This is a genomic window from Trinickia dabaoshanensis (assembly GCF_002879885.1).
GTDB lineage: Bacteria > Pseudomonadota > Gammaproteobacteria > Burkholderiales > Burkholderiaceae > Trinickia > Trinickia dabaoshanensis.
Genome location: NZ_PNYA01000025.1, coordinates 107,929 through 120,750 on the forward strand (window position 1 = coordinate 107,929; position 12,822 = coordinate 120,750).

9 protein-coding genes are annotated in these 12,822 nt (G+C 64.7%); 2 read left to right on the forward strand and 7 right to left on the reverse strand.

What is annotated here, in order from left to right; genetic code table 11:
* Positions 1 to 20 precede the first annotated feature (20 nt).
* The 4 genes from C0Z18_RS24170 to C0Z18_RS24185 form a co-directional block, all read right to left on the reverse strand.
* The gene (locus tag C0Z18_RS24170) at positions 21 to 1,202 is read right to left on the reverse strand and encodes an acetyl-CoA C-acetyltransferase (RefSeq protein ID WP_102647974.1); all 1,182 of its coding nucleotides are present in this window, start codon (positions 1,200 to 1,202) and stop codon (positions 21 to 23) included.
* A gap of 73 nt (positions 1,203 to 1,275) precedes the next feature.
* Positions 1,276 to 3,210, reverse strand: coding sequence for a class I poly(R)-hydroxyalkanoic acid synthase (phaC, locus tag C0Z18_RS24175; RefSeq protein WP_102647975.1), 1,935 nt, complete (start codon positions 3,208 to 3,210; stop codon positions 1,276 to 1,278).
* A gap of 323 nt (positions 3,211 to 3,533) precedes the next feature.
* Positions 3,534 to 4,376 (reverse strand): peptidoglycan editing factor PgeF, encoded by an 843-nt coding sequence (gene pgeF, locus C0Z18_RS24180; protein ID WP_102647976.1) that lies wholly within the window; start codon positions 4,374 to 4,376, stop codon positions 3,534 to 3,536.
* Positions 4,377 to 4,487: 111 nt separating this feature from the next.
* Positions 4,488 to 5,690 (reverse strand): RluA family pseudouridine synthase, encoded by a 1,203-nt coding sequence (locus C0Z18_RS24185; protein ID WP_102647977.1) that lies wholly within the window; start codon positions 5,688 to 5,690, stop codon positions 4,488 to 4,490.
* Positions 5,691 to 5,761: 71 nt separating this feature from the next.
* On the opposite strand from C0Z18_RS24185, the gene C0Z18_RS24190 reads away from it, so the two are divergent.
* Positions 5,762 to 6,607 (forward strand): outer membrane protein assembly factor BamD, encoded by an 846-nt coding sequence (locus tag C0Z18_RS24190; protein WP_102647996.1) that lies wholly within the window; start codon positions 5,762 to 5,764, stop codon positions 6,605 to 6,607.
* 112 nt (positions 6,608 to 6,719) lie between these two features.
* Here the strand turns inward: C0Z18_RS24190 and C0Z18_RS24195 are convergent, their stop codons facing one another.
* The 3 genes from C0Z18_RS24195 to C0Z18_RS24205 form a co-directional block, all read right to left on the reverse strand.
* A complete protein-coding gene (locus tag C0Z18_RS24195; protein ID WP_233217463.1) occupies positions 6,720 to 8,897 on the reverse strand; it encodes an ATP-dependent DNA helicase in 2,178 nt (725 codons plus the stop codon).
* A gap of 172 nt (positions 8,898 to 9,069) precedes the next feature.
* Positions 9,070 to 9,285 (reverse strand): DUF465 domain-containing protein, encoded by a 216-nt coding sequence (locus C0Z18_RS24200; RefSeq protein ID WP_102647979.1) that lies wholly within the window; start codon positions 9,283 to 9,285, stop codon positions 9,070 to 9,072.
* Positions 9,286 to 9,372: 87 nt separating this feature from the next.
* Positions 9,373 to 10,191 (reverse strand): colicin transporter, encoded by an 819-nt coding sequence (locus C0Z18_RS24205; protein WP_102647980.1) that lies wholly within the window; start codon positions 10,189 to 10,191, stop codon positions 9,373 to 9,375.
* Positions 10,192 to 10,326: 135 nt separating this feature from the next.
* Between C0Z18_RS24205 and C0Z18_RS24210 the strand changes: the two genes are divergently transcribed.
* Positions 10,327 to 12,645, forward strand: coding sequence for a Tex family protein (locus C0Z18_RS24210; protein ID WP_102647997.1), 2,319 nt, complete (start codon positions 10,327 to 10,329; stop codon positions 12,643 to 12,645).
* The last annotated feature ends 177 nt before the right edge of the window (positions 12,646 to 12,822 follow it).

The window sequence follows — 12,822 nt, forward strand, 5'->3', positions numbered from 1 at the left end:
GGCGGCGCTTCGCGCTTCGATCAGAAGCGCTCGACCGCCAATGCGACGCCCATCCCGCCGCCGATGCAAAGCGAGGCCAACCCGCGCTTCGCGTCGCGCTTTTGCATCTCGTGCAGCAACGTTACGAGAATGCGGCAGCCCGATGCGCCGATCGGATGGCCGATCGCAATCGCGCCGCCGTTCACGTTGATCTTCGACGTATCCCAGCCCATTTGCTTATGGACCGCGAGCGCCTGCGCAGCGAACGCCTCGTTGATCTCCATCAGATCGAGGTCGCCGACCGACCAGCCCGCGCGCTCTAGGCAACGGCGCGATGCCGGCACCGGGCCCATGCCCATCACTTTCGGATCGACGCCGGCATTGGCGTAAGCCTTGATGCGCGCAAGCGGCGTCAAGCCGAGCGCCTCGGCCTTCTTCGCCGACATCACGAGCACGGCCGCGGCGCCATCGTTAATGCCCGATGCATTCGCCGCCGTCACCGTGCCTTCCTTCGAGAAAGCAGGCTTTAGGCTCGACAGTGCATCGGCCGTCACGCCATGACGGACGAACTCGTCGGTCACGAAGCTGATCGGGTCGCCCTTGCGCTGCTGAATCTGGACCGGAACGATTTCGTCGTCGAAGCGCCCGGCCTTTTGCGCCGCCTCGGCCTTGTTTTGCGAAAGCGCGGCAAACTTATCCTGCTCCTCGCGCGTAATGCCGTATTCCTTGGCGACGTTCTCGGCCGTGATGCCCATGTGATACTGGTTGTAGACATCCCACAACCCGTCCACGATCATCGTGTCGACCAGCTTGGCATCGCCCATGCGGAAACCGTCGCGCGAACCCGGCAGCACGTGCGGCGCCGCGCTCATGTTCTCTTGGCCGCCGGCCACCACGATGTCGGCGTCGCCCGCGATCACCGCATTCGCGGCCAGCATCACGGCCTTCAAACCCGAACCGCATACCTTGTTGATGGTCATGCCCGGCACGGCGGCGGGCAAGCCCGCCTTGATCAGCGACTGGCGCGCCGGGTTTTGGCCCGAGCCGCCCGTGAGCACTTGGCCCAGAATGACCTCGCTCACCTGCTCGGGCTTGACGCCCGCACGCTCGAGCACCGCCCGAACGACCGTTGCGCCGAGTTCCGGCGCCGGAATCTTCGCGAGCGAACCGCCGAATTTGCCCACGGCGGTGCGAGCGGCCGATACGATCACTACGTCAGTCATTTGTGACTCCTTGCGGGTGAGGCGGCTCGAACGATGAGCCGCGCATCGTAGTTGGAAATCTGGTTGGACGCGATCAATCGCGCTCTTGAACGTATCGGCCCGGCGCCGGCTCGATGACCGGATATTCGGCCGATCCAAGCTGCGCGCGGACCTTCACTTTCTTGCCGCCGTACGGCTCGAGCCATGCCATCCAGTCCGGCCACCAGCTACCGGGCTTCTCGACGGCTTGCTCGAACCAGTCGTCCGGGTTCTCTGGCAGCGTCTTCTCATTGCCTTCATGCGACCAATAACTGCGTTTGCCCTTCGCCGGCGGATTGATGACCCCCGCGATGTGCCCCGATGCGCCGAGCACGAACCGCTGCGGTCCCGTCAACAACGGTGCCGACGCATAGGCGGTACGCCAAGGCACGATATGGTCGTCCCGCGAGCCGTAGATGAACGTCGGCACGTCGATGCGCGACAGATCGAGCGGCTCGCCGCAAACGCTCAACGCGCCCGGCTCGCGCAGCTTGTTCTCGAGATACGTGTTGCGCAGATACCAGACGTACATCGGCCCGGGAAGATTCGTCGAATCGCCGTTCCAATAAAGCAAGTCGAACGGTGCAGGCGTGCGCCCTTTGAGATAGTTGTCGACCACGTAGTTCCATACGAGATCGTTGGGCCGCAAAAACGAGAACGCATTGGCGAATTCGATACCGCGCATGAGCCCCGGCGGCGCGCCGTTGCCGCCGCCGATCGCTTGTTCGCGCATACGCACGTGAGCCTCGTCGACGAAGACGTCGAGCACGCCCGTATCCGAGAAATCGAGCATCGCGGTGAGCAGCGTCATCGATGCCGCCGGATGCTCCCCGCGCGCCGCGAGCACCGCGAGTGCGGTGGCGATCATCGTTCCGCCGATACAGAAGCCGAACGTGTTGATCTGCTCTCGCCCACTCACGCTTTTGACGACGTCGATCGCGGCCAGCACACCGTCATTGACGTAGTCGTCCCAGGTTTTGCCGGCTAGCGACGCATCGACATTGCGCCACGAGATCATGAAGACCTGATGTCCGGATTCGAGCGCGTGCGCGACGAGCGAGCTTTCGGGCTGCAGATCGAGAATGTAGAACTTGTTGATGCAAGGCGGCACCATCAACAGCGGCCGCTCGAACACGCTCGGCGTACGCGGTTTGTATTGGATCAGTTGAATCAGTTCGTTTTCGAAGACGACCGCGCCTTCGGTCGCGCCGATGTTCTTGCCGACGACGAAGCGCGACTCGTCGCTCTGCGAAATCTTGCCGCGGCGCATGTCTGCCAACAGGTTCATGACGCCTTGCCGCAGGCTCTCGCCGTGCGTATCGAGCAGCGCCTTTTGCGCCTCGGGGTTCAGCGCGAGGAAGTTGCTGGGCGAGGCTGCCGCCGTCCACTGCTGCACCGCGAATCGAATCCGCTCGCGCGTCTTCGCGTCGGCTTCCACAGCATCGGCCAACGCTTGCAGATAACGCGCGTTGAGCAAATACCAGGCGGCCGTATAGGCGAACGCGGGCGTCGCTTTCCAGGCGTCGGAGTTGAAGCGCCGATCGGGCAACTCGGGCGCCGCGTTGCCGGTCCCGCTCGCCTGCTGCAACAGCGCGAGGCAATCGCGCGAGTAATCGGCTTGCAGCGCCTGCAGGCGCTCGGGCGAGATCGAGGCGACGGGCAGCTTCATGCCGGCGAATGCCTGTTGGGCGTCGGACATCGAAGGCAGCCCCATCGCGGACATGGCCGGCATCGGAGGCATCGGGGGCATTTGCGGCATCTGGAAAGCGAATGGAAACGCTCCATTGCCCGCCTGCCCATTGCCCGCCTGACCGGGCGTCGCGCCCGCTTGCGCCGTGGGCCACTTGCTCGGATCGGCCAACGAGCGCCACGCGCCCATCCAAGCCTCGAACATCCGTTGCATGTCCGCGTTACCCGCTTCGGCTTGCTGCTCGCGGCTCGAAGAAGTTTCGGAGTGAGAAGAAGTCGATTGACGTTTTGATGCAGTCATACCCGCTTTTGGCCGTGAGTCTAGGAAGACTGGTTGAGAGGCGGGCGTCGAGCATACGTGGGCGAACCCTCGCGACCCTCGCTGCGCTCACCCTTGCGAGCGGTCATTCTTGCTCCCCGCCACGAGGCATGTCAATGCTTCGGACCGATTTTGCCGCAGCGCGATAGGTTTTTTATTATCGTTTTCCCGATGTCGATGGCGCGCGCGCAAGCCAAGCGCCATCGGCATGTGCGCGCGCTCGCATAAACGAGAGCCGCCGCCCGCAGGGCGCCGCCTGGGGCTTTCGTAGTAGCGCCGTTGTGCGGCGCGGGGGTGCCCCGGCGTTAATCGGCTAGCCAAACAAGCGCGGCCATCCGGCCCGTCACGCGATCGCGCCGGTACGAATAAAAGCGCTCCCGATCGGTCACCGTGCAAGCGTCCCCGCCCGTGACGCGCGTCACGCCGAGCCGCGCAAGGCGCAGGCGCGCGAGCGCGTATAAATCGGCCAAGTGCTTGCCCGGCGTACCCACGCGCGGCACGAACGCTTGCGCGGTAGCCTCGCGCTCGGTAGCCGCGGCGGCCGCCATGAACGCGTCTCGCACGTCGTCGCCGACTTCGAAGGCGCTCGGGCCGATGGCCGGCCCGAGATACGCGTGCAGCGTGTCCGTGGGGCATTGCGCGAGATCGGCAACCCGTCTCGCGCTCTTTTCGACGATGCCGGCAACGAGACCACGCCAGCCCGCATGCGCCGCCCCGACCGCGCGGCCTTGTTCATCGCACAGCAGCACCGGCAGGCAATCGGCCACCATCACGAGACAAGCGACGCCCGGAACCGACGTCACGCTCGCGTCGGCCCGCGCGGGCGTATCGGACGGCACTTCATCGGCACGCACGAGTTCGTCGCCGTGGACCTGCTCGAGCCACGCGGCCCGCACGCCCGCGAGCGACAACAGGCGTGTCCGATTGCACGCGACGCGAGCGGGATCGTCGCCCGTATGCAATCCCAAGTTCAAGCCGCCCGCCGCTTCGCGCCCGCCGCTCCAGCGGCCGTAGGGCGGCAAGCTGACGCCGCCCGAGCGCGTCGTCACGAGTGCGCGTACGCGCGGCGATACATCCCAAGCCGGACGCAGGCAATCGGCTTCGGTCAAAAGCGGCTCACTTAGCGACAATTGATCGGATTTCGTCATATTCGGTTGCCTTCTCGATTCGTTCGTTTGCCGATCCGGCATTCGATCCATAGGCGGCTTCTATGTGCCGAGCGCGAGCCCGGCGCGACGGCGGTGTGTGCCCGCCCACAGTCATTCGAGATCGGCGTCGTCGTCCTCGTCTTCGTAACCTACCTGCATCGCTTCCGATTCGTCGTACGTCTCGTCGTCGAACTCGCCCTGTTCGAACTGCGCGGCATCGTTCCCGAAGCCGAGCGCTTGCACGAGTTCGGCCATATCGTCGGGCAAATCGGCTCGCCAACGCATCGGCCGTCCCGTGCCCGGATGCACGAGCCCGAGTTGCCATGCATGCAGGGCCTGCCGCGCAAAGCCGCCGGGTAACGGCGCACTCGAACGGCGCCCGCGCGCGCTACCGTAGACCGGGTCGCCCAGCAACGGATGCCCGGCATGCGCGCAATGCACACGAATCTGATGCGTGCGCCCCGTTTCGAGATCGCAATGAACCGCGCTGACGGTTTGTTGCTTCCAAATCGTTTGATCGACGAGCCGAAAACGCGTACGCGCGCTCTTTCCAGACGCACCCGCGACGACCGCCATACGCGTGCGTTCGCGCGGATCGCGTCCGATCGGCGCATCGATGATGCCTTCAGCGGGCATCGCGCCCCACACCAGCGCGACATAACGGCGCTTGACGGTGCGCGCCTGCAATTGCCGCACGAGATCGGTTTGGGCTTCGAGCGTGCGCGCGATCACCATCAAGCCCGACGTCTCCTTATCGAGCCGATGGACGATGCCGGCGCGCGGCAAACCGGCCGCGTCGGGGTAACGATGCAGCAGCCCGTTCAGGATCGTGCCGCTCCAATTGCCTGCGGCCGGATGCACGACGAGACCGGCGGGTTTATCGATGACGACGAGCGCGTCGTCTTCGTAGACGACGTCGAGCGGCACCGGCTCCGGGGTAAACGCAAGCTGCTCAGGCAGGCGATCGGGGGTAAGCTCGATGCGCGCGTCGAGCGGCACGGCCTGACGCACTTTCGCGGGGGCGCCGTTCAGCAAGACGCGCCCGGCCTCGGTCCAGCTTTGCAAGCGGCTGCGCGAGTATTCCGGAAACACCTTGGCGAGCACCTTGTCGAGCCGCTCTCCGGCGAGCGCGGCCGGTACGAGTGCGACGCGGAGCGCATCGTCGGAAGCATGAGCGGGGCTGAGCGCGCGAGCGGCGGGCGGCATATTCGAGGCCTTGTCTGCGCAAGCGTCGGCGGGGCTGCCGCTTCGGCTATAATCGGCGCTTTCATCGATAGGGCCGAGCATGTTGCCGGAAGGACGTGTGCGGGTCATTGAAACTGGGTCACTGAGTGAGACTGATTGCTAGGAAGCGTGGAGAAATGCGGCGAGCCTTCAACACCATGATGCGCACGGCCTCGTGCGCGGCAAGCCGCGCGGCGAAGCGTGCGGTCCATTCCGCTTCGGCCGGCCTGGCCCTTGTCGCGGCCGCGGTGCTCGTGGCAGGCTGCCACGGCCTGCCGCAAAAGACCGATGAGACGGCGAGCTGGGCAAATAACAAATTATACTCGGAGGCCCAAGATGCATTGACGAGCGGCGATTGGGGCAAGTGCGCAAAATACTTCGAGGCACTCGAAGGCCGCGACCCGTTCGGTCATTTTGCTCAACAGGCGGAAATCAACGTCGCCTATTGCAATTGGAAAGACAGTGAAACCGCCGCCGCGGACGAAGCCATCGATCGCTTCATTCGGCTGCACCCCGATCACCCGGATATCTCCTATGCGTACTACCTGAAGGGGATGATTCACTTCAACGACGACCTCGGTCTGTTCGGGCGCTTCTCGGGCCAGGACATGAGCGAACGCGATCCGAAGTCGCTGCGCCAGTCGTACGATGCCTTCAAGGTCGTCGTGGATAAATATCCCGACAGCAAGTACGCGCCGGATGCGGCCGCGCGCATGCGCTACATCGTGAACGCGCTCGCCTCGTACGAAGTTCATGCGGCCGATTACTACTATCGGCGCGGTGCCTACGTCGCGGCGATCAACCGCGCGCAGACGGCCGTCAAGGAATACAAGAACGCACCCGCGATCGAGGACGCGCTTCACATCATGATGTTGTCGTACACGAAGCTCAATGAAACGAAGCTCGCCGACGACACGCGCCGCGTGCTGGCCGGAACCTTCCCGGATAGTCCGTATATCACGGGCCATCCGCGCGCCGGCACGAAGAAGTCCTGGTGGCAGTTCTAAGCCGGCCATCGCGAAGCGCTTCATTTGGGGCGCTTGCGAAGGCCGCAAAAAAACCGGTCCATGCGACCGGTTTTTTGTTGGCTGAGCGGCCTTCGCTCGACGGTCGTCCCGCTCAGCGCTGCGCTTTGTTCTCCTCGAAGAATTCTCGTACCACTTCGATTTCGCGTGTGCGTTTGAACGGCGGCAGACTTTGCCAAATCCGGCGCCCATAAGGTTTATCGACCAAACGCGTATCGCAAATCATCAACACGCCCCGATCGGTTTCCGCGCGAATCAAGCGGCCCGCGCCCTGCTTCAACGTAATGACCGCCTGCGGCAACTGATGCACGGCAAACGGGCTGAGCCCCTTTTTCGTCAGTGCGTCGAGGCGCGCGGACAGCACGGGATCGTCGGGAGGAGCGAACGGCAGCTTGTCGATGACGACGAGCGAAAGCGCATCGCCGCGCACGTCCACGCCCTCCCAAAAGCTCTGGCTTCCGACGAGGATCGCGTTGCCATAGGCACGGAAACGATCGAGCAGCTCGGTGCGGCTTGCGTCGCCCTGCACGAGCAACGGCATCGACCATCCGCGCGCCTCGATCACTTCGCGCAGCTTGTTGGCGATGCGGTCCACCGCGCGCAACGTCGTGCACAAGACGAAAACGCCCCCACCCGCCGCTTCGATGGCGGGCAGCGCGGCCTCGAACACGGCGTCCGTAAAAGCCGGTGACGACGGTTGCGGCAAGTTGCGCGGAACGTACAGCAACCCTTGCGTGCCGTAGTCGAATGGGCTTGGCAGCGTCATCGAGCGGCGCGCGTCGAGCCCCATCTGGGCCGCGTAGTGCGTGAAATCGCCGCGTACCGATAATGTCGCCGACGTGAAGATCCAGGCACGCGGCACCCCGGCGCGCTGCTTCGCGAAGATCGGCGCGACCGACAGCGGCGTTTCGTGGAGCTGGACCGAATGGGCGAACACTTCCACCCATCGGATACGTTCGTTGAAATCGGCACCGCCAGAGGGCGCCGTTGCGGACGATGCCGTTGCTGCGGGCGTCTCATCTGCGGGCAGCGTCGTCCATCGCGATAGTTGATCTTGCAACTCCCGGGCACGCCGCAAGCAGGCACCCAAGGATTCGGCGCGCTCGGCTTGGCCCGCGAGCGCGGCGGCGACCGCCTCCAGCGCCACCTCCAACGCATCGAGGGCGCCGTACAGAGCGTGCTCGTCGCCCAACTGAGCGGCCGACACGCGCAGCGTATCGTCTTTGAACGCGAGCCGCACGTCGCGCGCGGCACGTTCCAGCGCAGCACCCAGCTTGACCCATTCGACGGCGTCGCGCGCATGCGCCAAGCCCTCGGCCACGACGTCGCGCGCAAGTTCGAGCAGTTGCGCCGTCGAGAGCGTTTCGCCAAAGAACAGCGTCGCCGTCTCCGGCAACTGGTGCGCCTCGTCGAACACGATCGTGTTGGCGGTAGGCAAAAGTTCAGCCATCCCCGTGTCGCGCAACATGATGTCGGCGAAGAACAAGTGATGGTTGACGACGACGATGTCCGCTTGCTGAGCTTCGCGCCGGGCCTGCATCACGAAGCAGTCCTTGTAGTTCGGGCACTCCTGGCCGAGACAGTTCTCGCGCGTCGATGTCACCATCGACCAGACCGCGGCGTTCTCGGGGACGCTCGCCAGCTCGGCCTTGTCGCCGGTGCGCGTGATCTTGGCGAAGCGCACGATGTCCTGCAGGTAAGCCGTGTCTTGGCGCGACGGCAAGCGCCCATTGTCCGCGGTGCGCTGCAAATAGTAATGGCAGAGGTAGTTGGCCCGCCCTTTGAGCATCGCGACCGACACCGGCACGGCGAGCGCATCGCGAACGGTCGGCACGTCGCGTTGGAAGAGCTGGTCTTGCAGGTGCTTCGTACCCGTCGAAACGATGACTTTGCCGCCCCAGAGCATGGCCGGGACGAGATACGCGAATGTTTTGCCCGTGCCCGTGCCGGCTTCCACGATCAGCGTGTTCTCGCCGTCCGTGCCCTCCTCGGATTTCGGGGCCTCGGCGCCCTCGCCAGGGCTCTCGCCCTCTGCCTCGCTGCGTAGGCGGCGGGCGGGGCGGCGTTGCGCCTCGAACATCGCGGGCTCGGGCATCGACCGCCCGGAGGCTTCCATGGCCGCCGCCACCGCGCAAGCCATCTCGATTTGAGAGGCACGGGGCCGGTAGCCGTCGATCGTGCGGGCGAGCAGACCGTCGTTCGCAAAAATCGCATCGAGTTCGGCGCGCCGGCGCGGGGCGAGCGCAGCCGCAAGCGCGTGCGGCGAGCGCACGTCCTGCTTGGCCGGCGCCGTCTGCGCGGCGCCTTCGGAGTGCCCCTTGGGCGATTGAGGCGCCGCGGCGAGCGGCGCCCCGGTAGAGGCATCGAGCGGTGAGTTCAAGGCAAGCGTTTCCCTGCAATATCCGGCGCGAGGCGCGCGGCGCGAACGCTTGCCCGCTCGCCGCTTACGCGTGCCTGTCCGGTTCGAGCTGCAATTGCAGCAACAAGATGTCGTCTTTGACCTTGAGCTTGCGCTTTTTAAGACGCCTAAGCTCGAGGTCGGTGATATCCGAGGAGATTGCCAATTTGTCGATCATGCGATCGAGTTCGCTATGCTCCGACTGCAACTGCAAAATGCGATCTTGAAGCGCGTTCGGTTGGATCGCCTGATGGCCACGCATGGTCGACTCCTCGGTTCGTTAGGCCCGCCCGCCGCTCGATGCGGCGGCACGCCTGAGGTTACCGTCCACCAGCAAAACCGCCGAGCCTCAGTCGCTGTCCCGCTGCTCCTGCTGCAAACGCTTTTGCTGTTCCTGCTGCTGCTTCTGTTCCTGCTGCTGTTCCTGAGCCTTTTGCGCCGCCTGCTTCTGGCGGGCCTCCACGTCGGCCTTGTGCTGCGCCGCGTCGGCTTGTTTTTGCGAGAACCGCTGCGCCCGCTCGGCCCGTTCCGCCGCATCCTTCGCCGCGTTTTGCCGGGCCTGCTCTAGCTTGCGCTGATAATCCGACTGCTTGTTCTCGTAGGCCGCTTGGTTAGCCGCGCGCTGGGGCGCTTCGGCGCCTCGCTGGGCCTGATCCAGTTCATGCTGACGCTGCTTTTGCTCGTACGCCTGCGCGTTCTGCGCTGCCGTAGCCGCCCGCTGCGGCGCCTCTTGCTCGTCGCGGGCACGGCGCAGCGCATCTTGCTCGTCACGCTGCTGCGCATGGGCGGACCGGCGCTCGTCGTCGAGCGCTAGTTGCTCCGCATGGATTTGCCCACGCACGGCGCGCATCTTGTCGCGCGCGCTGCCCAGGCAGGCATTGACGAAAAACTTGCTGTAGCAATTATGCGTCACCACGCCGTACGCGTAATCGTTTTGCGCAGTGCGCGCGTCGAGCGCATCCTGGCGCGCCTGAAAGTCGCGGACGCGGGCAGCCGCGGCGTCGCTCGCCGCGGAAGCAGATGCGGCGGATACATCGGCCGGCACCGCTTGCGCGGATGCGGCGGACATCGCGAACGAACACGCGAGCGCCGTCAGGGCGAGAATGGCGGCGCGCGGAGCAAAAGAAAAACGGGAGGTTGGCAACGTCGTGGGCGGGGATCGGAACATGGTCGAAATTCTAACACCCGCGCTCGACCGGCCGGGCATTTGTGGCAAAATGCGCCGCTTCAGCAACTCGGCCGCCGGCCGGCGTTTCCCCGCTTTTGGGGGTACGTCGCCGGGGCCTCGCAGCCAAACGCTTCTATGACGGACACCGTAGCACTCAAGATCGTACAGCGCATCGCGACCGAGCTCACCGTGCAGCCGCGTCAAGTGGCAGCAGCCGTGCAACTGCTCGACGAAGGCTCCACCGTCCCGTTCATCGCCCGCTACCGCAAGGAAGTCACGGGCAACCTCGACGATACGCAATTGCGCCAGCTCGAAGAGCGCCTGCTTTACCTTCGCGAAATGGAAGAGCGGCGCGCCACGATCGTCGCGAGCATCGAGGAACAAGGCAAGCTGACCGATGAGTTGCGCTCGGCCATCGAAGCGGCCGACAGCAAGCAAGCCCTCGAAGATCTGTACCTGCCCTACAAGCAGAAGCGGCGCACGCGCGCGCAAATCGCCCGCGAAGCGGGCCTCGAGCCGCTCGCGCAAGCATTGCTCGCCGATCCTCGCCTCGACCCGCAAACCGAAGCCGCGGCATACGTCGATGCCGAAAAGGGCGTAGCCGACGTCAAAGCGGCGCTCGACGGTGCACGCGACATCCTCTCCGAGCGATTCGGCGAAACGGCCGAGTTGCTAGGCAAGCTGCGCGAGTACCTGTCAGAACGCGGCGTCGTCTCCTCGTCCGTGGTGGAAGGCAAGGAAAACGAAGAAGGCGAGAAATTCCGCGATTACTACGACTACGCCGAAACGTGGAAGACGGTGCCGTCGCACCGTGCGCTCGCGCTGTTCCGGGGCCGCAACGCCGGCGTTTTGACGATCAAGCTCGGGCTCGGCGAGGAACTCGACGCGCAAGTGCCGCATCCTTGCGAGGCGCTCATCGCACGCCATGCTGGCATCTCGAATCAAGGCCGCCCGGCCGACAAGTGGCTGTCCGACGTCTGCCGCTGGTGCTGGCGCGTGAAAGTGCAGCCACATCTCGAAAACGAACTGCTGACGCAGTTGCGTGAAGCCGCCGAGCACGAAGCGATTCGCGTGTTCGCCCGAAACTTGAAAGACTTGCTGTTGGCCGCGCCGGCGGGCCCGAAGGCCGTCATCGGCCTCGATCCGGGCTTGCGCACCGGCGTCAAGGTGGCTGTCGTCGACCGTACGGGCAAGCTGCTCGCGACCGATACCATCTATCCGCACGAGCCCCGTCGCGACTGGGACGGCTCGCTCGCCAAGCTCGCGCGTATCGCGGCGCAGACGCAGGCCGAACTGATCAGTATCGGCAACGGCACCGCTTCGCGCGAAACCGACAAGCTGGCGAGCGAACTCATCGCTCGCCATCCGGAACTGAAGCTGCAAAAGATCGTCGTCTCGGAAGCCGGCGCGTCCGTGTATTCGGCGTCCGAGCTCGCCGCGAAGGAGTTTCCGGATCTCGACGTCTCGCTGCGCGGCGCTGTCTCGATCGCCCGCCGACTCCAAGATCCGCTCGCCGAACTCGTCAAGATCGAGCCGAAGGCGATCGGCGTCGGTCAATATCAGCACGATGTCAATCAGCGCGAACTGGCCCGTTCGCTCGACGCCGTGGTGGAAGACTGCGTGAACGCCGTCGGGGTCGATGCCAACACGGCCTCGGTCGCCCTGCTCGCTCGTGTTTCCGGATTGAACAGCACGCTGGCGCGCAATATCGTCGAATACCGCGATTCGAACGGCCCGTTCCCGTCGCGCGAGCACCTTCGCAAGGTGCCCCGCCTCGGCGAGAAAACGTTCGAGCAGGCCGCGGGCTTTTTGCGCATCAATGGCGGCGAGAACCCGCTCGATCGCTCGTCGGTGCACCCGGAAGCGTATCCGGTCGTCGAGCGGATGCTCGCGAAAATCCGCAAGCAAATCGGCGACGTCCTCGGCAATCGCGACGCGCTGAGCGGACTGTCGCCCGCCGAATTCGTCGACGAGCGCTTCGGCTTGCCGACGGTGCGCGATATCCTCGCCGAACTCGAAAAGCCGGGCCGCGATCCACGCCCCGAATTCAAGACGGCGACGTTCCGCGAAGGCGTCGAGAAGATTTCCGATCTCACGCCTGGGATGGTCCTCGAAGGCGTTGTCACGAACGTCGCGGCCTTCGGCGCATTCGTCGATATCGGCGTTCACCAAGACGGGCTCGTTCACGTTTCGGCGATGTCGACGAAGTTCATCAAGGACCCGCACGAGGTCGTCAAGGCCGGCCAAGTGGTCAAGGTCAAAGTGATCGAGGTCGACGTCAAACGGCAGCGCATCGCCTTGACGATGCGCCTGGCCGACGACGCCGCCCCTGCCTCGCGCGACGAACGTGGCTCGAGCCGCCCCGCCGGAGCCTCACGCGCACCGCAGCGTGCACGCGAAAGCGAACCGGCCGGCGCGATGGCCGCTGCATTCGCTAAGCTAAAACAGCGCTGAGCCGGCTCGCAATATAGGCGACAAAAAAAGCCGCGTCTTACGGGACGCGGCTCAGACTGCTGACGAACCCCATGTTTTTCGGAGCATGGGGTTTGTTTTTTGGGCGGTAGCGCTGTGGGTACGGTGCGGTGCGATTTGGGCGAGCAAGCCCGCGAACTCGGCAATGAGCCGCTGTAG